The sequence below is a fragment of the Leptothoe sp. ISB3NOV94-8A genome (assembly GCF_043421595.1).
Classification (GTDB): domain Bacteria; phylum Cyanobacteriota; class Cyanobacteriia; order Phormidesmidales; family Phormidesmidaceae; genus Leptothoe; species Leptothoe turfae.
Window position 1 is genome coordinate 4,964,895 of sequence record NZ_JAXSQW010000001.1, and the last position, 25,815, is coordinate 4,990,709.

Annotated in this window: 17 protein-coding genes; 8 read left to right on the forward strand and 9 right to left on the reverse strand. The window is 49.0% G+C overall.

Features of this window, described 5'->3' with window-relative positions; translation table 11 throughout:
- Window positions 1-13: 13 nt before the first annotated feature.
- On the forward strand, window positions 14-1,006 hold the full coding sequence (locus tag SPB21_RS21185; protein ID WP_499867645.1) for a M28 family peptidase: 993 nt from the start codon (window positions 14-16) through the stop codon (window positions 1,004-1,006).
- 102 nt (window positions 1,007-1,108) lie between these two features.
- Here the strand turns inward: SPB21_RS21185 and SPB21_RS21190 are convergent, their stop codons facing one another.
- Together SPB21_RS21190 and SPB21_RS21195 are read right to left on the reverse strand one after the other, a co-directional pair.
- On the reverse strand, window positions 1,109-2,413 hold the full coding sequence (locus tag SPB21_RS21190; RefSeq protein WP_499867646.1) for a lysylphosphatidylglycerol synthase transmembrane domain-containing protein: 1,305 nt from the start codon (window positions 2,411-2,413) through the stop codon (window positions 1,109-1,111).
- Between the two features lie 166 nt (window positions 2,414-2,579).
- Window positions 2,580-3,287, reverse strand: coding sequence for a C40 family peptidase (locus SPB21_RS21195; protein WP_163662791.1), 708 nt, complete (start codon window positions 3,285-3,287; stop codon window positions 2,580-2,582).
- 206 nt (window positions 3,288-3,493) lie between these two features.
- On the opposite strand from SPB21_RS21195, the gene SPB21_RS21200 reads away from it, so the two are divergent.
- Window positions 3,494-4,654, forward strand: a complete 1,161-nt coding sequence (locus SPB21_RS21200) for a pyridoxal-phosphate-dependent aminotransferase family protein (protein WP_499867647.1) — start codon at window positions 3,494-3,496, stop codon at window positions 4,652-4,654.
- Window positions 4,655-4,822: 168 nt separating this feature from the next.
- On the opposite strand, the gene SPB21_RS21205 is transcribed toward SPB21_RS21200, so the two are convergent.
- The 3 genes from SPB21_RS21205 to SPB21_RS21215 all read right to left on the reverse strand — a co-directional run bounded on the left by SPB21_RS21205 (window position 4,823) and on the right by SPB21_RS21215 (window position 6,030).
- Window positions 4,823-5,134 (reverse strand): antibiotic biosynthesis monooxygenase family protein, encoded by a 312-nt coding sequence (locus SPB21_RS21205; protein WP_163697500.1) that lies wholly within the window; start codon window positions 5,132-5,134, stop codon window positions 4,823-4,825.
- 79 nt (window positions 5,135-5,213) lie between these two features.
- On the reverse strand, window positions 5,214-5,699 hold the full coding sequence (locus SPB21_RS21210; RefSeq protein ID WP_499867648.1) for a hypothetical protein: 486 nt from the start codon (window positions 5,697-5,699) through the stop codon (window positions 5,214-5,216).
- A 184-nt stretch (window positions 5,700-5,883) separates the two neighbouring features.
- Window positions 5,884-6,030: a hypothetical protein gene (locus tag SPB21_RS21215; protein WP_163697496.1), complete on the reverse strand. Its 147-nt coding sequence runs from the start codon at window positions 6,028-6,030 to the stop codon at window positions 5,884-5,886.
- Between the two features lie 265 nt (window positions 6,031-6,295).
- Here SPB21_RS21215 and SPB21_RS21220 point away from each other — a divergent pair, with 265 nt between their 5' ends.
- From SPB21_RS21220 to SPB21_RS21240, 5 genes are all read left to right on the forward strand, one after another.
- Window positions 6,296-7,612 (forward strand): P-loop NTPase family protein, encoded by a 1,317-nt coding sequence (locus SPB21_RS21220; protein WP_163662805.1) that lies wholly within the window; start codon window positions 6,296-6,298, stop codon window positions 7,610-7,612.
- Between the two features lie 98 nt (window positions 7,613-7,710).
- Window positions 7,711-12,549 carry a WD40 domain-containing protein gene (locus tag SPB21_RS21225; protein ID WP_499867649.1) on the forward strand — a complete coding sequence of 1,613 codons (4,839 nt, stop codon included), beginning with the start codon at window positions 7,711-7,713 and terminating at the stop codon, window positions 12,547-12,549.
- Between the two features lie 247 nt (window positions 12,550-12,796).
- The gene (locus SPB21_RS21230) at window positions 12,797-15,772 is read left to right on the forward strand and encodes a glycerol-3-phosphate acyltransferase (protein WP_499867650.1); all 2,976 of its coding nucleotides are present in this window, start codon (window positions 12,797-12,799) and stop codon (window positions 15,770-15,772) included.
- 66 nt (window positions 15,773-15,838) lie between these two features.
- A complete protein-coding gene (locus tag SPB21_RS21235; protein WP_163695786.1) occupies window positions 15,839-16,690 on the forward strand; it encodes an alpha/beta hydrolase in 852 nt (283 codons plus the stop codon).
- A 44-nt stretch (window positions 16,691-16,734) separates the two neighbouring features.
- On the forward strand, window positions 16,735-17,358 hold the full coding sequence (locus tag SPB21_RS21240) for a TenA family protein (RefSeq protein ID WP_163662817.1): 624 nt from the start codon (window positions 16,735-16,737) through the stop codon (window positions 17,356-17,358).
- A gap of 49 nt (window positions 17,359-17,407) precedes the next feature.
- Here the strand turns inward: SPB21_RS21240 and SPB21_RS21245 are convergent, their stop codons facing one another.
- The gene (locus SPB21_RS21245) at window positions 17,408-19,030 is read right to left on the reverse strand and encodes a cyclic peptide export ABC transporter (protein WP_499867651.1); all 1,623 of its coding nucleotides are present in this window, start codon (window positions 19,028-19,030) and stop codon (window positions 17,408-17,410) included.
- A 243-nt stretch (window positions 19,031-19,273) separates the two neighbouring features.
- Window positions 19,274-19,537 carry a hypothetical protein gene (locus SPB21_RS21250; RefSeq protein ID WP_499867652.1) on the reverse strand — a complete coding sequence of 88 codons (264 nt, stop codon included), beginning with the start codon at window positions 19,535-19,537 and terminating at the stop codon, window positions 19,274-19,276.
- Window positions 19,538-20,030: 493 nt separating this feature from the next.
- On the opposite strand from SPB21_RS21250, the gene SPB21_RS21255 reads away from it, so the two are divergent.
- Window positions 20,031-23,111 (forward strand): NACHT domain-containing protein, encoded by a 3,081-nt coding sequence (locus SPB21_RS21255; RefSeq protein WP_499867653.1) that lies wholly within the window; start codon window positions 20,031-20,033, stop codon window positions 23,109-23,111.
- 44 nt (window positions 23,112-23,155) lie between these two features.
- Here SPB21_RS21255 and SPB21_RS21260 read toward each other — a convergent pair whose 3' ends face one another.
- Complete coding sequence (locus SPB21_RS21260) at window positions 23,156-23,719, reverse strand: Uma2 family endonuclease (RefSeq protein WP_499867654.1); 564 nt, start codon at window positions 23,717-23,719, stop codon at window positions 23,156-23,158.
- Window positions 23,720-24,024: 305 nt separating this feature from the next.
- Entirely contained in the window at window positions 24,025-25,758 is a 1,734-nt protein-coding gene (locus tag SPB21_RS21265; RefSeq protein ID WP_163662831.1) for an ABC transporter ATP-binding protein, read from the reverse strand.
- Between the last annotated feature and the right edge of the window lie 57 nt (window positions 25,759-25,815).

Here is a 25,815-nt window from a genome sequence, read left to right on the forward strand (position 1 = left end):
ATTGATATAGGTTATGGGCAATCAATTTAGGCGTCGAGTAGGACTGTGGCTAGGCTTACTGACCTTAGCCGTCGGCATGTTTATGTTTTATGAGGTATCCTCCAAAGCCCAACCCCAATGCCTCATGGTGGATAGCGGGCGGTTGCGATCGCACCTTCAAACCCTGGCCAACGAACGCTACACCAACATTGCCCTGGCCCGCACCCGCACCTACTTGATCAAAGAACTCCAAAGCTACGGCTACGAACCCAGCACCCAAAACTTCGGCTCTGGCGATAGTGCAGGCACTAATCTCAGCGTTATTCGCCCAGGTACCCAAACACCGGAGCAAAAAATTCTAGTCGGCGCACATTATGACTCAGTGGCAGGATCCCCCGGCGCAGACGACAATGGCAGCGCTGTCGTCACCGCGTTAGAAATTGCCCGACTGTTTGCCAACTACCCTACCCATAAAACCCTACAGGTCGTCTTTTTTGATCAGGAAGAGTTGCAGCCAGAAGGAGCCGGTCTGTTAGGGAGTAATGCATTTGTTAATGATGCCGCTAACCTTGATGGGTTAGCGGGTGCAGTTATTCTAGAAATGCTAGGTTACGCCTGTTATGAAACCGGCTGCCAAACCTACCCACCAGGGTTAGAACAACAAGATTTATCATCCACAGGAGACTTTATTGGCGTGATTGGTGATACCGATCATCCAGAACTGTTAGCGACCTTTGCCACTGAAACTGAGACTAAGCCTGCCACTGCATCGAACTCATCCCTCAAGGCAGTCACATTACCAGTCCCCATCGGAGTACTGCCCTTTATGCCAGATCTGTTCCGTAGCGACCATGCCCCCTTCTGGCTAAAAGGCATTGGAGCCGTCATGGTGAGTGACACCGCTAACTTTCGCAACCCCAACTACCATCAAGCCAGTGATACTGTCGATACCTTAGATTTGATGTTTTTAGAACAGACGGCCAACTACATTGTTGATCGAGTCACAGGCCTACTGCAAAACAACTGACAAGAGCCTAAACTCCCCATATCACTTCCTCAACCCGCTTTAGGGGATGAACCGGTTTTGAGTTTTGAAGTTACGAGTCCACAGAATATTAGTTCACGACTACTAACCCCTATTTCTGGGAGAAAAAGACTTTGAAGTAGGTTCTCCTTCCCCCTTAAAGGCCTGGGGAATAAAAGATGGCAGCATGGGACCTGACTTGTTTAAATCCACAGGGGCAAGGGCATCTTCCCCAGGGTCCTCGCTCAGTTCGTCACCGACAAAATCTCCCTCTAAGTCATCAGCGTCAGGATCTTCACCATACATGGTGATTTCTGGGAGGGATGTCTCTTCAGACGAAGACGGTTCCTGAGGAGGGACTACATAGGAAACCTCGGATATCTCCTGCGGATCTGTTTCGAGCAAGGCGGACATTGGCTCATCTGCTTCATAAGAAATGTCATCCTTGGCAGGTGGCAATAATAAAAGCCGCTTTCTCATATTGGTCATGGGTGCCATCAGATCGGCAATCCGTTCTTCTAGCCAAATAAGGCCGGCTCCAAGGGCTTCGGCCATGGTACTCACCAGTCGGTAGAGGGCGACACTACTGATCAGCAGGCCGTTGGGTAGTTGATTACCCAGGAGTGCGATCGCAACTGCTTCAAACACACCCACCCCACCGGGAGCACCAGGCACTAACAGGCCCAATAACCAGGCCAAACTAAACGAGCCTAAAATCGTGAAAAACTGACTGGGTTGCAGCCCCTGCTGCAGTGCCACAATCGTCATAATAAAACCCAGGCCCCGGAGGAAGACAAACCCCAGTTCTCCCAAAAGCGAGCGCCATGGATATGACTGCATCCGCAGCGTACTGGTAATCACCGTTAAGCCCTGGGACTGAGCTTTGGCTTTGCCCAACTTACGTAGTAGGGGGTTAAGAAAACGTGGATGAATCGCCACCAGCATGGCCACCAAAGCCCCCAGAGGAATCACCAATAGCCACTGGTTTCCGACGGTCAAGCTAAAGCTGATAGCCGCTAATCCTAGAGCTGCTGCCGCCATCAGCACAGGCTCCAGCACTACCCCCACAATGGCTGCACCTGTGGACGACCCTGATGACTTCAGCGCCAGCACACGACCATAAAAATGCCACACATTACCCGGTAAATATTTGGCAATGTTAGTTTTCAAGTAGATCGCTGTAGACCAGCGGCCATCTCGAGGCTGGCCAATGGTCTTTAAGATTAAATGCCAGACCCATCCCGACCAGATATGAGCAATCAAGCTTATGCCCAAAGCTATGGTTAACAGGGACAATGTAGCGCTAGTAATTTCAAGGGTTCTAACTTCTTGCCAATGATCCTTAAGCGTTTTGGCCAAGAAAAATAGAATGCCGCCAAATAAGAACCAGCGAAAGATGCGTTTAACCATAGATATAGGAAACCAGCGCATAAAACGTCGGTGTGAAACAATTGGGCCGTGTTCACGAGTATTAAACCGTGTTCACCATTAAAACTCCAGGTTTTGAAATCCAGACTTTGAATTTGAGCCAGGTATTTGGATATAGGTTTAGCACACAGTATCAACACATTACCTATCAGTGTGTCTTCTGGGGTGCATAGCCCTTCATAATACGGCCACAACACCGATATTGGATGTGGTAAGCCTGGCTAACGGGATTGCTCAGATCAAAAATTGAGTCAATGCCAATGCCGTTGCGTCCCTGGTCTTTACCCGAACTGTGAATATAGCGCCCATGGTCCAGATGCAGGGCTACATGGGTGGTCCGCTCTGGAGTACCGAAAAAGATCAGATCCCCTGGCAGCAACTCACCGATCTCAATCGTGTCCGTAAAGTCTTCCTGTTGATAGGAATCACGGGGCAGCGGCACGCCCACCGCAGCAAAGGCCGCCTGCACCAGGCCAGAACAGTCATAGTTTGGGGCTACAGTGCCTCCCCACAAATATTCATTGGGCACAGCCATGGCCGCCTCGGCAAAGGCAATGGCTCCAGGAATTGCCTGTTCCACATCAGGTCGGGTAACCATCAGAGCATGGTAAGGCGCACTCGCTAAGTCAAGGGCATCTACATCGCCTAATCGCAGCCAGCCTGGATAATCGTCAGCACAAAGCATCACATGCAAGCTATTAGCTTCGATGGCCACAATTTTTAGCTGACGTCCCGCTGCGGCCTGGGTGACTAATTCGGCAGCTGTGGGGGTTTTGTAAAGGTTGAGGGTGCGATCGCAACGATATTCAGTCCCAGGGGCCAACCGCCAGCGGTTCTTTAATTCCTCCAATTGCATTTGCTCACTCCCTCCACCCTGATCCCAGAGCACCAACGTCTTCTGTCGCAAATACTGTAATGCAAAGCGTCACATATCATAGCTACCGCTTTTATTTAGTGTCTTGATTTAACGAATGAGCCATTACATCAGACAATGAAAAAAATATTTTGTCGCCTTAGCTACCGTTTGCTAGATATCACCATCGCTGTCCGCTAATAATCGTTATGAGTCTGACTGCATCCCGACCCAAGGTCAATGAAACTTTTCGCATCACCCCCGAAGCTCTAGACATCCCTGAGCGACTACTCCTAGGTCCTGGCCCCTCCAACTCCAACCCCGATGTTGTAGCGGCCATGAACCGTCAGCCCATCGGCCATTTGGATCCGGTTTACCTCGACTTGATGGACGAAGTGCAGGCCATGATGCGCTACGTCTGGCAAACTGAAAACCCCATGACCCTGCCCATCAGTGGCACCGGCTCAGCAGCGATGGAAGCCACCCTGGCCAATACGATAGAACCTGGTGATGTGGTCTTAGTGGGCATCAACGGATACTTTGGTAATCGCCTATTTGATATGGCCGGTCGCTACCGTGCCGACGTCCGCAGCATAAGTAAGCCTTGGGGTGAAGTATTCAGCCTTAGCGAATTGCGTGCGGCCCTGGAAGAGCATCGTCCAGCCATCTTAGCCTTGGTCCACGCTGAAACCTCTACAGGTGCGCGTCAGCCCCTCGAAGGTGTGGGTGACTTGTGTCGTGAGTTTGACTGTCTGCTATTGGTTGATACCGTTACAAGCCTCGGCGGTGTCCCCATCTTCTTAGATGAATGGAAAGTGGATATGGCCTATAGCTGCAGCCAAAAAGGTCTGAGCTGTCCTCCCGGAAGCTCTCCATTTACCATGGGTGAACGGGCCTTGCAAAAGCTGGACAAACGTCAGACTAAAGTGGCCAATTGGTATCTAGATATTTCCCTACTGCGCAACTACTGGGGCCAGGGGCGTACTTATCACCACACAGCTCCTGTCAACATGACCTACGCTATTCGTGAAGCTCTGCGTCTAGTTCTTGAAGAAGGTCTAGAAAACTCTTGGGACCGTCATCAACAGACTGCAGAAAAGCTCTGGGACGGTCTGGCAGAGTTAGGTCTGAGCTGCCACGTGCCCAAGGAGTATCGCTTACCCACCCTGACAACTGTGAAGGTACCTGAGGGTGTCGATGCAAAAGCAGTGACTAGCCAACTGCTCAAGGACCACAACATAGAGATCGGCAATGGTCTCGGTGAGTTGGGCGGCAAGGTTTGGCGTATTGGCCTCATGGGCTACAACAGCCAGCCCGAGAATGTAGATCGCTTATTGGCAGTCTGGGAAAAAGTCATGGCAGACATCTAACTACAAAATCCCTGGTTACCTGCCCCCGATATCGAAGGGCAACCACAAGGGATTGCCCCTATGAGATTATCCAATTTTAATCGGGGATAATAATTTCGGATTTGGTATAAGTCATCTGCGCGAAACAATCGGCTGAGCTTCTTGGTTAGGGGCTCAGCTTTTTAGTATTTAGCTTTCCAACCTCTTGTTGCCTGCGAGCAATTGGTAATGCTCAACCACAGGAAATGGATCATAAAAGTGATGAAGCAAGGCTTTCCATCGCTGATATTCAGCTGACTGTCTAAAACCTTGAGTATGATCTTCCAAGGTTTGCCATGTCACCAGCAAGATATAGCGATTCTCTTGCTCCATGCACTTCTGTAGCTGATGACTAACATAGCCATTCATAGAACTAATAATCGATTGAGCTTGCAAAAATGCTTGTTCAAACGCGACAGCCTCTCCTGACTTCACATTCAAAATAGCGACTTCTAGCACCATAATTCCACGCAGCCAGTCCAGGAAGGTCTCTTAGGAATCAATACAAAACAAAGGGCTTGAACCTCTAATCAATCAGTCTCTAGAAAACAGCTCCTCCACTATTCACGAGTTCAACAGCGCTAATAGCCCCTGTTTTGACATCAACAGAAGCATAATAGCCCTCACCATCAAAAGAATTAAGATATAAAGCCTCGTTATTTTGATAGAAAAGAGTATAGACACCGGGCTCTAGAGCAATGGAAAACTCACCATTGCTGTCTGACTCAACAACCTGTAACAACTGAGCATGGTCCCTCGCATTTACCGTTGATATCCACTGAGGATCGAGAATTTCTGGCTGAATTTTGCCAGTAAATACCCAAACATTGGTAGCTAGAGCAGACTGACTATTTTGTGACTCTCCTGTAGCTCCAAGCTGTGGCATAAAATCACCAGACAGCTGGATCACTTTGCCCTGAATGCCCTGTTCCATATTGTTACTTGCCTGAGTTTGCTCTGCTATCACCTGTGACGATACCGAATCCTCAACGACACAGCTGCCAATGAATGATAAACATGGAACCATAATGCTTATCATCAGCCTACGGGTAATAGCAGTCATACAAACCATCATGATATCTATAACAATCACTGGGGAGGCAATTACCTCCCCAGCATAGAACTACATAATATCTTCTATCTGGCAAGCTTATTCGAGGCCTATGTTTTTCAGATTAAATCTTCCTGAGGAGCAGTAACGCCGAAAGATTTTAAGAATGGCGAATCAACGCCATGGCTGTAAATAGGCAAACCATAACAATACCTAAAGCCCAAATTAATTCATAGATTGCGTAGTTGATATTGTCGGGATAAGTGCCTGCCTGGGAACTACGCTTATGATCTGGCATTAAGGTCATCGTTTTTTAGCTTCCTTTAGACTGCTTGTCGATGATGCACACAGATATTTCAGCATCTAGTTTAGGCAGATCGTTAGAGGCTCTACGCCCCCCAAGGAAATCTTTACTTTCAGTAGAATAATGTGACAAACCCTGTTGCATGTCTTAAAAATAGGTAGTCTTTATCACCCCCCCTTAGGTAGTTAGTGATCAACAGCACTCAAACCACGCAACTCATTGGTTATAAATTCGTCTAGGATGACGAATATTGTGATGTTCTGTATCAATGGTTCTAGATCTGCCTCGTTTTTATCGTGCTGCAAACCCCAGCCGTCCATTACGATTAGTACAGGCTGAGGATCGGCAATATTACATTGACTTTTCGTCAGTGCGAGGCGGAGATATTGTCAGAGAACTGGAGCGTACAATTACCTTACTTTCTCCTGATGAGGCTACCACACAACTCTTTACAGGCAATATTGGCTGTGGCAAGTCGACAGAACTACTACGACTCAAGGCCCAGCTAGAGCAGCAGGGTCTGCATGTGGTTTATTTTGAGTCAGACCGGGACTTAGAAATGGCTGATGTGGATATCAGTGATATTCTGCTGATGATTGCCCATCAGGTGGTGGAGAGTTTAGAAAATGATGGCATTACGCTGAAACCATCGGCTTTAGTGAATCTATTTCGCAATCTAGCGGAAACTCTACAAACACCCATGGAAATTGCCGATGTCAGTTTCTCGGTTGGGATTGCAGCGATTACTGCCAGGGCAAAAGAGAGTCCAGAAATGCGTAGTCGTATGCGTCAGTATTTGGAACCACGGACGAAGAGCATTATTGATGCCATTAATGAAGAGCTACTGGAAGTTGCGATCGCCACACTCCGTTCCAAAGGCAAAAAGGGGCTGGTGGTCATTGTCGACAACCTCGACCGCATTGATCCCGTAGAACGGGCCAATGGTCGCACCCAGTCAGAATATCTATTTATTGATCGCGGTGAGCAGCTCAAGCGTCTGAACTGTCATCTGTTATATACCATTCCCCTTGCTCTTGTTTTCTCTGACGACCTACCGCGTTTATCCAATCGGTTTGGTGTTTCTCCTAAAGTATTACCCATGGTGCCCGTCACCCAGCGCGATGGCACCACCTCAGAGCCAGGGTTAGCACTGTTACAGCAAATGGTGCTGGCCCGAGCTTTTCCCAATAAAAACTACAACGAGCGCATCGACCATATCAATGACGTTTTTGAAAATATTGCTGTGCTCAACCGTCTTTGTCGCCTCAGTGGTGGGCATATGCGCAATCTCATGAGGCTGCTTTATGGTTGTCTACAAAAGGGTGATCCACCGATCCAATCAGCCGTTCTTGAGGCCGTCATTCGAGATGAAAGAGATTCTCTCATGGCGCTAATTGATGAAAACGAATGGCAGCTGATGTTTAAAGCAATTAGCACCCCCGACACCCAGGGCAATGAAGCCTATATTTTGCTGCTACGCAGTTTATTTCTCTATGAATATCGAGACAATGGCGGTCGCTGGTTTGATCTCAATCCAGTCTTGAAGGAGACGAATCGCTTTAAGAATTGGCTTGCTGATAATTAATTAGGACACCCATAGCAGGGCACCCACAAGGAAAGCCCCTACAATTAATTGCCCATTGCCCATTGCCCATTGCCCGGTGGGGCTGCCCACCACCTCCAATGTACCAGGCTGATCTACCCGAAATTGTTACCCATAACCAAACAGCCCTGACTGATCTCCAACGGGCAATGACGCTGGGCAGTGGCCAATTTTCGTTAATTCTGGTGCGCGCTAACTATCAACGCCTAACTCAATTATTGCTAAGTGCTCTGGCCCAAACTCACCAGTTTCATACTGTCGAGCTGTTAGCTTCGAGTCGTTCTCTGACCGAAGCAATTCTCAATCGCCAAGCATCACTCCCTGAAACGCCAGCAGCTGTCATGGTCACTGGCTTTGATCAGGTAGAAGCACAGGATGTTTTGTTTAAGGCAGCCAATGTAGGACGCAATGCCCTGCTGACCAAATTTCCCTATCCGGTGGTGCTGTGGATGAATGACACAGTTCTACAAAACCTGACTCACTATGCCGCCGACCTCAAGAGTTTTGCGGCGGTTCCTATTCGGGTGAATTACCCAATTCAGGCTTTGATTGAGGCCTTACATCGTGGTGCTAATGAGCTATTTACTCACATTCTAGACAACCATAATGATCATTTTCTCGACTATTCGTCACCGCAGTTGCCCAGCTTAAGCCAGCATCTAAAAATCTTAACTGAGCGGGAACTATCGTTTGCGATCGCAGATCTCAACCAACATCACGTTCAACTGGATGGGGCCCTACAAGCCAGCTTAAATTTTCTCCAAGGTCGAGAAGCCCACACACCTGAGCGGTTGAAAGTCGCCAGGGACTATTACGAACAGAGCCTAGACTACTGGATACAGGTCGACAAAACAGTTGAAAACACCAGCGATCAACAAGCAGTTTTACTCTTACACTTGGGGCTATGGTGGCAAACCCATGGCAAACTCCAACCGTCTACCTCCATCGGCTCTTATCGACAGGCTCGTCGCTTTTATGAACGCTTTCTCAATGTTCTTCGACAACAACACCGTAGAGACCGCACAGCCAATTTTATTCATGTTTTAGCTGAAACCTTACGAAAGCTCAAGGATTGGGATGCTCTCATCACCTTGGCCAAGGAAGGGCGAGACCTACATCAAAACGATCTGGTGCGTCTGGCCCAAGACTATGGTTACTTAGCAGAAGCTGAGCTGTCCCATATCAATGGAGCAGAGGCCCAACAATTAGCGACAGAAGCATTAAGGCTGTTAGCTCAAGCTGTCAAAAGCACACAAGCTTCAGGGCAAATTATGCCGGATACTGCCGATAGGACAGTACAGGTCTCTCCTGAAGCGGTTATATTGGCATTGCGCTACCATCAAGGTCGCTACTATTTTCTCCGGGGACAAGCTAAAACGCTACAGGGCGATGATAGTTTACTGGATGAAGCGCTCCATGATTTAGAGAATGCTCGCCAAAGAACAGATCGCCGATATGATGCATCTCTTTACCTGAAAATTCTTAGCAATCTCCAGAGCCTGTATTTTGCCAAACAGCTTTACTTAGAAGCGTTTGCCATCAAACAAGAACAGCGACAGGTGGAAAATTCCATGGGGTTGCGGGCTTTTATTGGAGCCAGTCCCCTACAACCCTATCGGGCTCCATCCGCTAAGACCACCAGTGACATTTCCCCAATTGAAATGCGTGCCTCGGGGCGGCAGCAAGCGATTAATGATCTAGTGGGACGCTTACTACAGCCCCAGCACACCCTCGTGGTTCTCCATGGCGAGTCAGGTGTGGGCAAAAGCTCTCTCCTCAGCAGTGGGTTAGTCCCCACCCTCAAGCAAGCTACAGCTGAAGGTCGCATCACCCTGCCACTGCTCATACGTCAATACACAAGTTGGGAAATTTCGATTCTGCAAGCACTACAGCAGGTCACTTCATCCTTACCCTCAGCCCCTCCCAACTTCCAAGTCTCGTTTCCCATCACAGGCGAGAGCTTATTAAACTACCTACGCCAGCATGCGCAGAATAACTATCAACAAATCATTCTTATTTTTGATCAGTTTGAAGAGTTTTTCTTTGAGCGCCCTACCGTTGAAAAGCGTCGTTCTCTTTACTACTTTTTGCGAGACTGTCTGAATATCCCCTACCTAAAAATTGTGCTCGCTCTGCGCAATGACTATTTGCACTATTTAATGGAATGGGAACGTTTGGCCAACCTCGATTTAGATATCCTGAGCCGGGATGTACGTTACTATTTGGGGAATTTTACCCCAAAGGAATGTGAGGCTGTTCTTCGTCAGCTGACGGACAATGCGCAGTTTTATTTGGAAGAGGGATTGATTAAAGCGCTTGTAGCTGATCTAACGGCGGAAGACCATGAAGTGCGTCCGATTGAGTTACAGGTGGTTGGGGCTGAACTGCAACGTAAAAACATTACAACCCTGAGACGATATCAAAAAGAATTAGGAGACGACCCCATTCGAATGCTGGTGCTCAGTTTTTTAAATCGGGTGATTCGAGACTGTGGACCTGAAAATGAAACCTTAGCGCAGACCATTCTCTATCTCTTGAGTGATGAAAGTACAACACGCCCGCTAAAAACCCTGACAGAATTAGAAGAATCCTTAGAATCTCTCGGCATATTGGTAGACCCTGACCAGCTGAGTCTTGTCCTTGAAATTTTGGCAGAATCGGGCCTGCTCTTTGAAAGTCGAGACGTCGGCAGTAGCGTCCGCTATCAACTCGCCCATGATTATCTGGCGGATCTGATCAAGCAGCAGGATATACCGGGATTGGTCACTGTGTTAGAAGCAGAACGACGACGTAGAAAACAATTTGAAACTCAGCTGCGCACAGCCCTACAAGAACAAGCCATGGCCCTAGCCCAAGCTACAGAGGAACGCTACCGGGCAGAAACTGCGGAGATGCAGGCCCTGGCCTCGGTCTCCCAGGCATTATTGCTCTCCCACGATGGCTTAGGTGCCTTACTAGAGGCATTAAAAGGGGCACAACAAAGTCAGCTGACTCCCATATCGGGGTATTTAGAAAATCAAATTTTATTTCGCCTGTGGCAAGCCTTGCATACAGTGCGAGAGAAACATCGCATTCACGCCCACCAAGACTGGGTGCTCTCAGCCTGTTTCAGCCCCGATGGTCAATACCTGGCCTCCAGCAGTGACGATGGCACCGTGCGTTTATGGAATGCTCGCGGCAAACTGTTGCAGGTGTTTACTGGACACCAGGGCAGTGTTTTAGATGTGGCGTTTAGCCAGGATAGTTGCTTAATTGGCTCGGCTGGCGATGACTTTAAGGTCCGTATCTGGGACATGTCCGGACAATGTTTGCAAATTTTGACGGGCCATACAGGCGCTGTCAATAGTCTGGCGTTTAGCCCCACCCACAAACTAATTGCCTCCGCCAGTAATGACCACACTGTCAGACTTTGGACCCATGATGGGCAATGGTTAAAAACCCTCGAAGGCCACCTGGACTGGGTCAGATCCATCGCCTTTAGCGCCGATGGTCAATATCTGGTTTCTGCGGCAGAAGACGGCACCCTCTGTCTCTGGAATACGGAAGGTGAGTTACTACAGGCCATGAGTAGCCATGCAGGCTGGTTATTGCAGGCTGTGTTTAGTCCAGATGGACAACATATTGCCTCCTGTGGCGATGATCATCTGATCAAGCTTTGGAATTTAAATGGGGAGTTGTTGCAATATTTTGAGGGGCATCAAAACTGGGTGAGAGATTTGTGTTTTAGCCCTGATGGCACATACCTAATGTCAGCGGGTGACGATCAGAACATTCACATATGGGATATGAATGGCAAACTTTTGGATACGCTCAAAGGACATCGCAGCAGCGTGCTCAGTTTGGGCATTAATCCCCAGGGCACAGAGCTGATCTCAGCCAGTGATGACAACACCATTCGCCTCTGGCAGCTAGAGTCACGTGACATCCCCAGTCTCCAAGGACACCATGGTATCGTCTGGGATGTGTGCTGGCAGCCCAACGGGTCAAAACTGGTATCAGCAGGAGCCGATCAGACATTAAAAATATGGGCCACTGTAGGGGGAGACCATAAGCTACTCCATACCCAGCAAGCTCACAACAGCAGTATCTATAGCGTTGATTGGAGTCCGGATGGTCGATTGATTGCATCCGCCAGTGCCGACCATACCGTCAAGCTTTGGACAGCTGATGGTGAACCATTACATACCTGCCAAGGCCACCAAAATGCCATCTGGTCTGTGAACTTTAGCCCTGATGGCACCTATTTAGCGTCAGCGGGGAGCGATCGCAACATTCGTTTCTGGTACACCGACGGCACCCCCATCGGTCAACTCAGCGGTCACGAGGGTACGGTCTGGACCGTTGCCTTCAGCCCTGACGGCAAGTATCTAGTGTCAGGTAGTGAAGACGGCACCCTACGCCAATGGGACTTAACAGGTCTAACCATCGGTGACACCAGCTTTGCGAACCAAACCGGCACCATTTTGCCAGGCCATACGGGCAGTGTCTGGGCCGTTGCCGTTGCCCCCGACAGCAAAATCATCGCCTCAGCAGGCAGTGACAACACTATCCGTCTCTGGAAAGAGGGTGACCTACTACAGATTTTGCGAGGTCACCATGACTGGGTCCGCAGCGTTTCCTTTGGCCTCAACGGCGATGTCATTGCCTCTGCCAGTGATGATGGCACCATTCGCTTTTGGCAACTCCCAGGCGGTCAACCGCTGCACACGTTCACAGGACACCGAGGCATCATCTGGCAAGGCTCGTTTAACAACACAGGTGACCGTCTAGCCTCAGCCGGAGCCGATGGGCAGGTGCGCCTCTGGAATCTACAAATGCAAGACCTAATGCGCCAGAGCTGCCAATGGATTGAGGATTATTTAGCCTACGGCGACCTAAGCGACGCGGATCGCTTGGTATGTGAGGATTTTTGGGAGTAAAAGGTGCAAGGGTTTTGAGTTCAAGCCCTTTAACCAAGCTCCACTAGATTAAAAATAATCACCCCAAGAACCAAGAACGAGTACTGTGTGGCGTCAGGTTACCCACTAGTGACGTGGATGGGTGCATGAGTCGAAGGGTGGACTGATTGATTACAATCAATAACCCATTGCTAAGACTGAGCTTAAGGATTACCCACAATGTCCTCGACTAGTGCTCAGATAGAAGTGACCTTTGACTGAGCAGCATATGGCACAGGTTTGGGGCGCACTCTTGATTTTTCTAGTTTGCCCGCTATGGGGGGGACTGCCCTTAACGGGATGGTGGGTGTTGCTGGCCACGGGAAAACGGCTGTCGCAGATGGGCACCGGCAATGTGGGGGTGTCAGCGGCGTTTTACCACGGGGGCACCGTAGTTGGGTTGGGGGCTGTGGCGCTGGAAGCGTTTAAGGGGATTGGCGCGGTACTGCTGGCCCAGCACTTTTTTCCAAGGGATCCGATCTGGCCAGTGGTGGCGTTAATGGCGCTAGTGATGGGACGCTATTGGCTAAGTCGAGGTGCGGGGGTGACCAACGTAAGCTGGGGCTTTTTAGTTTACGACCCGCTGGTGGCAATTTTAGGCTGGCTGCTGAGTTTGGTGGCATTTACAGTACTGCGAGAACGAAAACAGGGACGTATGTTTGCATTAGTTTTACTGCCCGTTCTCACGGGATTGGTTCACGGCAATGGCATGCGCGTGGCAGCGGTGGCCTGTTTAATGGGTCTGATTGGCTGGATTTATCAGAAGCTGCCGGATGATTTGGAGCTGCCGACCCAAGGCACTCGGACAGAATCGCGACGGCTGTTTCGCTTTTTTCGCGGCGAGTCGGCCCTACAGGCACTAGACCAGGTGCTCGACCCAACTAAGGTGGGGAATAAAGCGGCTACTCTATCTCAGCTAAAGGCGTGGGGGTATCCGGTGCCCATGGGTTACATTCTGCAAGCAGGGGACGATCCGTCAGCGTTATTGGGTCTTTGCCAGCCGTCGCCCCAGCAGCCTCTGGTGGTAAGGTCTTCAGCCGTGGGGGAAGACGGTCTAGGTGCGTCATCAGCCGGGCAGTATGTGTCGGTGACAGATGTGGTCAGCCAGGCAGGGTTGGAGGGTGCGATCGCAACATGCTTCCAAGCCTACAATCGCCCCAGTGCCGTCAAATATCGACAGGATCTGGGGCTTTCTGAAGCCTCCATGAACGTTCTGGTGCAGCAGCAAATTCAGGGGGTGATCTCCGGTGTTGCCTTTAGTCGTGACCCGATTGCTCGGTGTGGTCATGATGTGGTGATTGAGGCACTGCCAGGTCCGGCCAGTCGGGTTGTTTCTGGGCAAATTACACCGCAGCGATACCATGTGACAATTACGCCAGAAGATATGCAATCTGGGGATGATTGGCAATTGTCGGACGCGGTTGATTTACCAATGGATCCAAATGAGGAATCCTCCACGGAGGTAGAGACGTGCCATGGCACGTCTCTACCTCAAGTTGGTCAATCCATCCCCCCGCGTCTGATTCAACAAATTGCCTATCTAACCCGCCACCTGGAACAACGGTTTGGTGATATTCCCCAGGATGTGGAATGGACCTATGACGGCGAACACATATGGGTGTTGCAAAGTCGCCCAATCACCACATTAAGGCCCCTCTGGACTCGCAAAATTGCAGCTGAGGTGATTCCCGGTGTGATTCATCCCCTGACCTGGTCCATCAATCAGCCCCTCACCTGTGGTGTTTGGGGAGATCTCTTCACTCTGGTATTGGGGCAACGGGCAGCTGGCTTAGATTTCTCACAAACGGCGATGCTTCATCGTTCCCATGCGTACTTTAATGCTACGCTCCTGGGAGATATTTTTAGCCGCATGGGTCTGCCTGCCGAAAGTTTAGAGTTTCTGACCCGTGGCGCAAAGTTTAGCCGTCCGCCTCTAGCTGCCACATTACGGAATTTACCAGGGCTCCTAAAACTAGCAACCAGAGAATGGCAATTAGCCAAAGATTTTAAACGAGATTATCAAACACATTTTCAGCCTGGGCTACACTCTCTTAAATCGCCCCATACACTCTCCCCCGAAGACATAAAACAACAGATAGAAAGTATTTTGTCTTTGCTGAAACGAGCAACGCTTTATAACATTTTGGGACCACTGGGTTTTGCGCTCTGTAAGGCAATTCTCACAGTGGATAGTGCACAGCTCAATTATCGTTCTAATCCAGAACTTGCAGCAGTTGAGGCTATCAAAGACATCGCCCGACAGCATGCTGGTTTACTCCCACAGCTAGAAACTGTCCCTGACGATAGCGAAGAGTGTTTACACGCATTGGCCCAACTACCCGATAGCGCCCCACTCTTTGAGCAACTCGATAACTTTCTGGCATCCTATGGTTATCTCAGTGAGGTAGCAACAGATATTTCAGTACCGATCTGGCAGGAACAACCAGCTCCGATCAGAGCACTCTTAGTCACATTCTTGAAACAACCCCCTGCACCGACCCAAGGGGCTAAGGGCACTATTACTAAACCCAATTGGAAACAACGCCAGGTACAAACTCGCCTGGATCTAAAAGGCAACATTGCAGAAGTATATAACCGATTATTAGCGGAATTGAGGGCTTGTTTCTTAGCGTTAGAACAGCACTACCTTCGCGACCACAGCCTACAGGAACCGGGGGATATCTTTTTTCTGACCTGGCCTGAGATTCAGACATGGGGGACATCCTCCAGCTTGACCGTCTATGATCAAGATAGAAGCCTTCTTAGTTCAGTGGCTATTCGTCGTCAACAACGTCAGATAGATGGTGCATGGAAACCTCCATATTTGGTTTACGGCAAAGACCCCATCACTTTGTCTACCGCCCCTAGGACACCTATACAAACTGGACGTCTGTTAACAGGTATCGGGGCAAGTCCGGGCACTCTAGAGGGCAAAGTCCAAGTGCTTAACACATTGGACACTACGGTGCCCATCGACCAAAACACGATTTTAGTGGTGCCCTATACCGATGCGGGCTGGGCCCCTCTGCTGGCAAACTTAGGTGGCTTAATCGCCGAAGTCGGGGGACAGCTTTCCCACGGAGCCATCGTGGCTCGGGAATATGGGATTCCAGCAGTGATGGATGTGACCGACGTGACCCAGCGATTGCGCACAGGTCAGCGAGTGCGGATTGATGGCCAACAGGGCACCGTTGAGATCCTGTAAAATCAGACTCTGCAATGTTTTGTAACATTACAGATAAGTAGACAACTGTCCGCTCATGTTCCCAGGATGACTACAATCCAAGTGCCTCAACTCGAAAATAGATTTTGCGGTGCCAATGGGCTTTCGCTGTTTTATCAGGCGTGGTATCCATCAGGGACTGCCAAGGCAATATTGGCGCTGGTACATGGATTTGGCGAGCATTGCGATCGCTACTCCACCGTCACCACCGCCCTCACCCAGGCAGGCTATGCCATCTTTGGCTTTGATAACCAGGGTCATGGTCGGTCTGAGGGGCAGCGCGGCCATATTAACCGTTGGCAAGATTACCGCGATAACGTCAGGGCCTTCCTGACTCAAGTACGGCAGCATGAGCCTAATCTGCCGTTGTTTGTTCTAGGCCATAGTCTAGGCGGGTTGATTGTTCTAGACTTTGCGCTCAATGCCCCCCAAGGGTTGACAGGGATTATCATTAGCGGTCCGCCCATCCGACCCGTAGGCATTGCCAAGCCCTACCTAGTGGTGATTGCCCGAGCGCTGTCTGGCATTTGGCCTCGCTTTTCGATGGATGTGGGGGCTGGGGCAGAAACCCTATCGCGCGATCCGGCCATTGTGAATCAAACTGAGGACGATCCGCTCACCCATTCCATGGCAACAGTGCGGTGGGGAACAGAATGTTTGGTTGCGATCGCAACCGTCCGTCGCAATATTGCCCAGCTACAGGTGCCGATTTTGCTAGTCCATGGCAGTGCTGACAAAGTCAATGATGTCAAAGGTAGCGAAGAAATTTTTGCACGCATCACGTCAGACAAAACCCTCAAAATTTATCCTGGCAGCTACCATGAGCCCCATAATGATCTAGACCGCAATCAGGTCATGGACGATGTTATTGAATGGTTAGACAACCATCTCTCTCGTTAACGTTAAGTTCAAACATTTCTGACAGATTCCTTCAGTTCTCCCCCATGCCCCTCACCTGTCAACAGCTCCTCACCCAATACCCAAACCAGTGGCAAGCTGCCACTGTGCACCCCTTTCTCACCCAATGCCAGCAGGGCTCGATCCAAGCCGCACAATTTAACACCTGGCTGGTACAGGATTACCATTTTGTCATTGAATTCACACGATTTGCAGCCAACCTAATCCAGGCAGCTCCCACCGCTCACTTAGATATTTTGTTGGGGGGCATCATCGCCCTAAAAGACGAACTGACCTGGTTTCAGGCCAAGGCGACCGAACGTCAGCTCAACCTCAACCAGGCACTACAGCCCACGTGTAAAACCTACTGCCAATTTATGGCAGGCTTGACCCAACAGCCCTATCCTGTTAAAGCCACTGCTTTTTGGGCCATTGAACTGGCCTATAACCAGGGTTGGCAAGGTCATAGCCCCATGCCCGCTCCCTATGCAGAATTTGCTGACCGCTGGGGTAATGCTGCCTTTACCACCTATGTCGAGCTGCTGGCTCAACAGGCTGACAGTGCTTTGCAAGATACAGACGAGACCACTCAAGCTCAGGCTGAAACTGCATTTCTCACCATTGCTAGATTAGAAAAGGACTTCTGGCAAATGGCCTATGAAGGTAGTTGATGGGTGATTGGGTGTCAGTTATTGGGTATTTGTTATTGGGTTCAGGTACCTAAGGTGCGATCGCACCGTCTGACTCAATGCGGCCATAGTCAAGCTTGATAATGCGGTCAGCCAGGTGAAAGTAATGATCATCGTGGCTAATGACCAAGAGGGTTTTACCCCGTTGCTTAAGGTCAGCCAGTAGCTGCGTGTAAAAAATCTCACGAAAAACGGGATCTTGGTCTGCCGCCCATTCATCGAATAAATAAATGGGACGGTCTTCTAAATAGGCACCGAGCAACGCCAGCCGTTTACGCTGTCCTTGGGAGAGTTCGGTGGTAGAAAGTTGTCCGTCATTCACTGAGACTTTTTTCTCTAGTTCCAAGGTTTTCAAATAGGCTTGAGCTTGACTGTCTAACGTATCGTTCTCAAGGCTCACCAAGCGCTCAAATAGATAAAAGTCTGAAAAGATTGTAGAAAAATGTTGTCGATACCATTCACGATTAGTGTCAATAATGGGGGTACCGTCCAGGGACAATTCCCCTGACTCAGGCATATATAGCCCAGTAATCAGCTTAGCCAGGGTAGACTTGCCACTGCCATTGCCGCCGACAATAAAGACTAATTCTCCTGACGTCAGCGTCAGATCAATCGGGCCAACCGTAAACGGGTGCTCGGTGTCTTTACTTTGATAGGTGTGGATTACTTGTTGCAGTTTTAGGGTGTGCCAGGTTGCGATCGCAGGCTGTCGTGTCACCGTATCCAATTCAGCATGGGCCGACAAAGCTAGCCCCATCTCATTCACCTTTTTAATAGACACATCAGCAATAGCCAGGTTCGGTAACTGTTGCACAAGATTGTTGATGGGACCCAGCAAATACGTCAAAGTAAGAATATAAGCAGATAAGACAGCATTAGCATCTGGCACAACTTGAGGTAAACCAAAAATTAATAACCCGACCAGTACAAAAAATAAGAGTTGCCCTCCGCTACTGGCAACAGCTCCGATTTTTAAAGCCGTCTTTTGATAATGGCAAGCAGCCCCAGCACTGGTCGTAAGGTCATTATCTAAAAAGTTATGGCGACGCACAGAATGAAGTTTCAGTTCTTTGATGCCATCGGTAATGGAGCGAAAGTGTTTTAATAAACGATCCATTTCTTTGCGCGTGCGCTTCAGATAGTGATGGGCATAACCAATGAGAATCTGCACTAAAGCAATGGCAATAATCAAAAAGATAATCACGGCCAAAAATAACCACCCCGAAAGCACACCCAGGTATATCAAACAGCCACCAATGATAGCGATATCAATACAAAGGAATGGAATGATAAAAACAGTGTTAGAAATGGCTTGCACATCTTCAGTTAAAACAGCAAGAAGTCGATTAGGCCCCAGGTGCTCTAGTTGTCTGAGGGGAGCTGCCAAAATGCGCCGACTGAGATTGAGGCGTAATTGATAGACAGAATCCTGGGCCAAGTCAATGAGTAAAAATTGAGAAAGACTACCGGAAAAAAGAACAAGAAGAGTCAAACCGGCAAAGGGAACCAATAGAGACTGAGGTATATTTTGCTGAATAGCAGTATTGATCAAAGCAATAAGTCTTGCACTACAGCCACCACTAATGAGGCCAGCCACAATGGCCACAGCGACGCTAACCCAAGAGGCCTTAATCAAAAGCCAGATGATGCCCATAAAGTTAGTATAAAACAGTACTCATAGCCATTTTTAGAGGTGAATAAAGTATTGTGGGTATGGCTGTGACAGTTGTGTTGCAATTTTTTTCATCTCTTCGGCACAACATTTTTATGGGTGTGCTATTCAGCTAAACTTGATCGACAATAAAGTCTGGAGTCCACACAACAGCACCGAACTTTGATCCTGGTGCCCAGTCTCTGACTGAGCACCGCCACTGAGCCTCTGGCTCATTGCACAGGTCTACAACCGCCGCACCAACATACTAATAACGTCGTCCGGCTCTGGCCTCAGGATCAGCCGATTGTCAGGCACTTCAATCAGGGGACTCCACTGGCTGGTTTCTACGTACCGTAGATTGTGCAGCAGGTGAATGGTTTGGCGGATGTGGCTGGGGTGACCGAGCAGGATATGGCGAATGGAGCTGCCTGGAGGCAGGCTGCTGGAAAAGTCGGCAGGTAGACTGGGCGGCATACCCGTTGGGGGTGCCTGGTTTGAGAAGGTCATAGGGGCGTTTTCCTTTGTGGGTGTTTAACCATGAGACGACAGGGAGGAAAGCCCCCAAAAAGTTAGCCACCCTGCAACTAAAATCAGGGTGGCTGTAAAATGCTCACAGCTCACCAACTGGTAGTAGCAGTTGGAAGGGTTAGCGGGGTGGTGGTGTTGGTAGCACCGCCATCTCGCGCAGCTAATTTTTTGGGTGCGAAAAACAACTGGGTCAGTTGCTTATTGTGTAGGCTATCAGCCCCAGATCGATGAGTCAAGCGGGTGTTGCTGCTGTACGCTTTGCCAGGATCTGTAGGTTGGCGTTGAGCCCGCAAAACCCAACATCCTTAACATTTTTTATAGAGATGACAATCTTTGAACGGTAAATTTTAATCGCATAAATGTACACCATGCATTTTTATCAATTTACGTCGAGAGATTTTGGCTATTTGAATTGCACCATTTTGTTTGAAATGTGCCATATTCAACAAGATAGGGTTCTTGGAAAAACACAATGGCTGAAGCGTTAGTGCTAGCTGGGGCAATTGCGGCAGGACAGTTTTTAGCGAAGGAAGTCCTGGGCAAGCTGGCGAAGGAAACATTAGAGGAATACGCGAAAGATTTTTTCAAAGAGCGCATTGCTGATGCTAGTAAATTTGGTGCGCCTGATGCGCTGAAGCAAGGTATAGCTAAGACCCTAAAAGAATTTTTATATTTATTTCAGGAAGAGTTGGTGGTGCTGGGGCTACCTGAGGCACTGGTGCGCCATCAGTATCAAAAACCCCTCAAGCAATTATTAGAAGATCCAGAGGTCAGGCATCTGCTGGTGCAGGCGTTTGATCCGGAGTCTAAAGGTATCAATGGAGATGTGCTGGCGGCCAAGTGGGAAACTCTCCCTGTCGGCGAATTAGCCCATGATATTGATTGGGAGAATTTGGCCAAACAGTATAGCCGTAAGGTCAAGGTCATTATTCGGCAAGATCAAGACCTGGGCCGTCAGTTAGAGCTATATCTGGCTGAAGCTCAAAAAATTAGCCTGGAAGCCATTGCCGGTGTGCCAGTAGACTTTGACCTGAAACAGTACCAAGAAACCCTGCGGGAAAAGTTTGGCAACTTGCGGTTAGACTCCCTGGATACTACAGGGGCGGCCTACAATAGTTTGCGGCTGTGGCGGATGTTTATTCCGCAGAATGTGCGGCAGTCTCAGGAGTTTACACCCCAGCTCTATGAGCTACCTAAAGAAGAACTGCGGCGACTACAGGCGGAAGGGGCGATTGATGAAGCCATTTTAGAAGCTGAGGTCATGGAACGTAGCCGTAAGGCTTATGTGGATCGCCCCATTGAGTCGGTGGTGGATGTAGTGGGATTGGAACCGCCGGAGGGGATAGATTTGCCTGCTGCTCAAGGTAATCCGGTGCCGTTGGTGGTAATTTTGGGCGATCCGGGATCAGGAAAGTCCACGTTGTTGCAGTATATGGCTCTAAGCTGGGCGGAGAAGAGTCCAGGAGAGCTGAAAGATCGCCCCATACCGATTTTGATTGAGCTGCGCACCTATGGGCGGGATAAGCAGACGGGTAAATGCAGTGATTTTTTAGAGTATTGGCACCAGGGAAATACGGCCTGTCGGTTGAATCAAAATGAGTTGGATAAGCTGCTGAAAAGTGGCAATGCCATTGTCTTGTTTGACGGGGTGGATGAAGTCTTTGACCCGGTGTTGCGAGAGGAAGTGGTGAATGATATTCATCGCTTTAGTAACAGTTATGATGTGCAGATTGTTGTCACGTCTCGGTGGTTGGGGTATAAGGCAGAGAGGTTGCGGAATGCAGACTTTCACCATTACATGTTGCAGGATCTGGATGATGAGCAGATCGAAACCTTTGTGCAGCGATGGCACGATCTGACGTTTACAGATGAGGCAGATAAGATACGCAAGCGGGACCGACTGAAAAAGGCGATTGGGGAGTCGAAGCCGATTCGGAATCTGGCAGGGAACCCACTGTTGTTGACGATGATGGCGATTTTGAATCGGAACCAGGAGTTGCCGAGGGATCGGGCGCGTCTGTATGAGCGGGCATCAGAAGTGTTACTGCATCAGTGGGATGTAGAAGCCAAGCTGTTGGAAAATGAACAGCTGAAGGAATGGTCCATTGATGTGCGAGATAAACAGGCGATGCTGCGGAAGGTGGCTTATCACATGCAGTCCTGTGAAGCGGGACTGGCGGGAAATGTGATCAGTCGGGAAGATTTGGAGCAGGTTTTAATTGACTATTTAAAGACTATTGAGGTGGGCCAGGCGCGGACGGTAGCGCGGGTGATGATTGACCAGCTGCGGACCAGGAATTTTATTTTGTGTGATTTAGGGGCAGACCGCTATGGATTTGTTCATCGCACATTTTTGGAATATTTCTGTGCGGCAGAGTTTGTGCGGCAGTTTGAGAAGGAACAGAAGATTGATATTAAGTATTTGAAGAATGAGCTGTACGGCGAGCATTTTAGGGACGAAGCGTGGGATGAAGTGCTGCGGTTGATTGCAGGGATAATTGAGCCCCATTTTGTGGGAGATATCATCAACGCCCTCTTAGATATACCAAAGCCTAACCTGTGGGACCATACTTCAGCGTCTGGACTATATCTTTATAGTAATCTCGTCAGGTTCTCAGTTTATTTAAAGCCATCAGGTATTCAGCCACTGCTTCTAGCTAGTTATTGTTTACTAGAGATTCGCAACCGTCATGAAATCACTCAAGCCGATCAACGGGTGTTTCAGACACTTTTGGAAGCAGCAAAGCAACAACACCCTTACCTTTTAGATGAAGATGCGGCCAGTGATGTATCAGAAATATTGTGGGAGCTATATGACCATGAATATCAAATCCTGAAAACGCTGATAAATTTAGATGAGTTTTCAAAGACCCCCCAAGTCATAGTTAAAGGGTTTGCTAAGGCAAGATTATCTGACCCTGACACCTTACCGTTGCTCAAAGACCGCGCTCAACATGATGACAACTGGAGTGTTCGTCGCAGCGCGGTACAAGAACTCGCACGGGGATGGAAAGACGACCCTGACACCTTACCGTTGCTCAAAGACCGCGCTCAACATGATGACAACTGGAGTGTTCGTCGCAGCGCGGTACAAGAACTCGCACAGGGATGGAAAGACGACCTTGACACCTTACCGTGGCTCAAAGACCGCGCTCAACATGATGACGATAACGATGTTCGTCGCAGCGCAGTGCAAGAACTCGCACGGGGATGGAAAGACGACCCTGACACCTTACCGTTGCTCAAAGACCGCGCTCAACATGATGACGATAACGATGTTCGTCGCAGCGCGGTGCAAGAACTCGCACGGGGATGGAAAGACGACCTAAATTTGTTTGATTTTTGGTGCCATATCACTCTCAACGATCCATTCGAAGGAGAGTCATCAATGTTTGTTGAGAATCCACGTCAAATCGCTCTACAGGTACTGGTCCGTCAATATTCCCAACACCCTAAAACTCTTGAACTATTAAACCATCGAGCTGCCAACGACACTGACAAAACCTTTCGTGACTGGGCACAGAAACAACTCACCCGCTTCAGAAAACAGTAAAGAGTAAAAACCATGCGGTGCGTTACGTTAACACTAACGGCACCCTACGGAAACACCCCAGCCAACTCCAACCATTCCCCCACTGGCAACTCCACCCGCTCCGTTGCCAGGTAAATCGCCTTCTGTCGATAGCCATATTCCCCATGACTATCCTCATAGGGCTCACGGTAAACCTCCAACTGCTGGTTCACCAAATTAAAGATCCAATAATGCAAGATCCCTGACTCCGCATACAGCGCAAGTTTCGTACTACGGTCATACCCCAGCGTCGAGTCCGAAATCTCCATCACCACCCAACAATCTGCCGCTCCCGGATGCCCTTCCAAATAATCATCTTCCCGATATTTTGCTAACACCACATCCGGCGACGGCTCACTATAATCCGACAACGTAATCGGCTCCTGCCCCCGCACCGTAGCCTGCTCCCCCAGCAATAAAATCAACCGTCGCACCAATCGTGTATTGCACACAGAATGGGGCGTACGCTTTGGAGCCATTTCAATCAGTTCACCCCGAATTAATTCAACCGGTCCATCACCAAAGAAACCCAGCTCACCCAACCGGTGAAACTCGTCCGTTGTAAATCGCTTGGCCGATACCGCAACCATGGTTAAGCCCTTTGACATAGCCCTAATATAACGTCGTGACTGAGCACAGTCGACCCACCAGCGTCCCTTTTCCAATAGCGTTCAAGCATTCCCACCTCAGCAATCTGCCCCTTTTTAAGACATTGCCATTGAAGCTGATGTGACATCAAAATGATTCGGGTGGATGGGTGGATGAGTGGATGCCTTTTTCCCATCTACCCATCTACAGTCAAAACCTGGAACTTATTGCTATACGCCCCCTAATGGGAGAGTGGCAGAGTTTAAGAAAATTCAGCAATGGATAAGGGGCAGCAGGGTGGGGACTCTTACTCTTTAAACTGTTGTGCATAAAACTGTTCATATCGGCCACGCTTTTCTAACAGTTCAAAATGGGTACCTGCTTCAGCGATCTGGCCATTCTCAATAAACAGTATTCGATCCGCTTTGCGCACCGTACTCAACCGATGGGCAATCACAAATACCGTCCGATTCTCCATCGCTCGCTCCAGAGCCTCTTGCACTAAGGCTTCTGATTCAGAATCCAATGCCGATGTAGCTTCATCCAAAATCAAAATACGTGGATTCAACAAAATTGCTCGGGCAATGGCAATGCGCTGTCGCTGACCACCGGATAAATTAACGCCGCGTTCTCCTACCCAGGTTTGATACCCCTGGGAGAATTGTTCAATAAAATTGTGGGCATTGGCAATCTTTGCAGCTGCTTCAATAGCGTCATAATCCAGATTCGTCTGACCGTAAGCAATATTCTGCGCAATGGTGCCTGAAAACAATGTTGTTTCCTGGGGAACAATACCAATCTGCTGACGTAGACTCTTTAAAGTCACATCTCGCACATTGGTACCATCAACTAAAATCTCGCCAGCTTGCGGATCGTAAAATCTCGCTAGCAGATTCACCAAGGTTGTTTTTCCAGCCCCTGATGGTCCCACTAAAGCAACCACATCTCCTGGCTGTACAAACAGTGAAAGATTATTGAACACTGGCTTGCCAGGCGTGTAGGCAAAGTCAATATTACGATACTCGACTTTACCCGTAATCGGCGGCAAGTCTTGAGCATTCAGTCGCTCACTCAGGCTGGGCTCCTCTGCAAAAATGTCAAATACTCGCTCAACAGAGGCTTCAGTTTGTTTAAAAGTGTTATAGTGCTGCGTCACTAAGTTAATGGGGTCGATTAACAAGGCTACAGCCACCAAAAAGCTCACAAACTCCTTTGGTTGTAAATTCCCCAGCGCAATTTGCCAACCGCCTAGCAAAAACAAAAACATAATGCTGACTGCTTCTAAAAAGCCCACCACGGGATATTGAATTGCAGTCAGATGCTCAGTGCGATATTTAGCAATGCGATTCTCATCGGCCACCTTGCTAAAGCGGCCCACTTCATAGTCGTCAGCAGCAAACGCTTTGACCACTCGGATGTTGCCTAATACCTCAGTCAATAAAGAAGAGAGATTAGAAATTTCATTTTGACTGCGGCGAGAGAGGGCTAACATGCGGTTGCCAAAGCTGCCAATTAGCCAGGCCATCAACGGTGCAATCAAAAAGCCTGCCAGGGTAAGGGGCCAGTTGAGATAAAACATGTAGATGGGAATGGCAATTAGCTGCAAGACGCAGGAGATAAACTGCTGCGACATCTTATAAATAACTTCGCCAATCCGATCAATGTCCTCAGTCAAACGATAGGAAAGATCACCCGTTTTAGCAGTCGCGAAATAATCAATGCTGAGGCGATGTAAGTGGGCGTAGACTTTTTTTCTCAACTCCAGTACCGATGCTAGGGAAGCACGAATCGAAAAAACTTTCTCCCCATATTGAAACAAGTTTTGAATTAAGAACGCCATGGTGGTCAGCCCTAACCACCTGGCAATATTCGAAACCTGTCCCTGACTGATGTAGTAAGTTACCTGACTCGCCAGATAAGGTAGCGTAACTGTGGTCAGTACATAAAAAACAATGAACACAAACGACCAGCAAAACAGTGGCCACTGGGGCTTTAAAAAAGGCAGCAGTTGCCAATAAACTGAGCGCTGTCGTTGGACCATAGTGTCATTAACTCAAATTCAAAACTCACAATACTTGACAAGCAGGTGCGATCGCAC

Bases quoted from the DNA above. Each gene is read 5' to 3' on its own strand.
- SPB21_RS21205 (WP_163697500.1), bottom strand. From the start codon at position 5,134: ATGGTGCTAGAAGTCGCTATTTTGAATGTGAAGTCAGGAGAGGCTGTC.
- SPB21_RS21190 (WP_499867646.1), bottom strand. From the start codon at position 2,413: ATGGTTAAACGCATCTTTCGCTGGTTCTTATTTGGCGGCATTCTATTT.
- SPB21_RS21215 (WP_163697496.1), bottom strand. From the start codon at position 6,030: ATGACCTTAATGCCAGATCATAAGCGTAGTTCCCAGGCAGGCACTTAT.
- SPB21_RS21235 (WP_163695786.1), top strand. From the start codon at position 15,839: ATGACTACAATCCAAGTGCCTCAACTCGAAAATAGATTTTGCGGTGCC.
- SPB21_RS21255 (WP_499867653.1), top strand. From the start codon at position 20,031: ATGGCTGAAGCGTTAGTGCTAGCTGGGGCAATTGCGGCAGGACAGTTT.
- SPB21_RS21250 (WP_499867652.1), bottom strand. From the start codon at position 19,537: ATGACCTTCTCAAACCAGGCACCCCCAACGGGTATGCCGCCCAGTCTA.
- SPB21_RS21245 (WP_499867651.1), bottom strand. From the start codon at position 19,030: ATGGGCATCATCTGGCTTTTGATTAAGGCCTCTTGGGTTAGCGTCGCT.
- SPB21_RS21185 (WP_499867645.1), top strand. From the start codon at position 14: ATGGGCAATCAATTTAGGCGTCGAGTAGGACTGTGGCTAGGCTTACTG.
- SPB21_RS21200 (WP_499867647.1), top strand. From the start codon at position 3,494: ATGAGTCTGACTGCATCCCGACCCAAGGTCAATGAAACTTTTCGCATC.
- SPB21_RS21210 (WP_499867648.1), bottom strand. From the start codon at position 5,699: ATGGTTCCATGTTTATCATTCATTGGCAGCTGTGTCGTTGAGGATTCG.
- SPB21_RS21220 (WP_163662805.1), top strand. From the start codon at position 6,296: ATGGTTCTAGATCTGCCTCGTTTTTATCGTGCTGCAAACCCCAGCCGT.
- SPB21_RS21265 (WP_163662831.1), bottom strand. From the start codon at position 25,758: ATGGTCCAACGACAGCGCTCAGTTTATTGGCAACTGCTGCCTTTTTTA.
- SPB21_RS21260 (WP_499867654.1), bottom strand. From the start codon at position 23,719: ATGGTTGCGGTATCGGCCAAGCGATTTACAACGGACGAGTTTCACCGG.
- SPB21_RS21230 (WP_499867650.1), top strand. From the start codon at position 12,797: ATGGCACAGGTTTGGGGCGCACTCTTGATTTTTCTAGTTTGCCCGCTA.
- SPB21_RS21225 (WP_499867649.1), top strand. From the start codon at position 7,711: ATGTACCAGGCTGATCTACCCGAAATTGTTACCCATAACCAAACAGCC.
- SPB21_RS21195 (WP_163662791.1), bottom strand. From the start codon at position 3,287: ATGCAATTGGAGGAATTAAAGAACCGCTGGCGGTTGGCCCCTGGGACT.
- SPB21_RS21240 (WP_163662817.1), top strand. From the start codon at position 16,735: ATGCCCCTCACCTGTCAACAGCTCCTCACCCAATACCCAAACCAGTGG.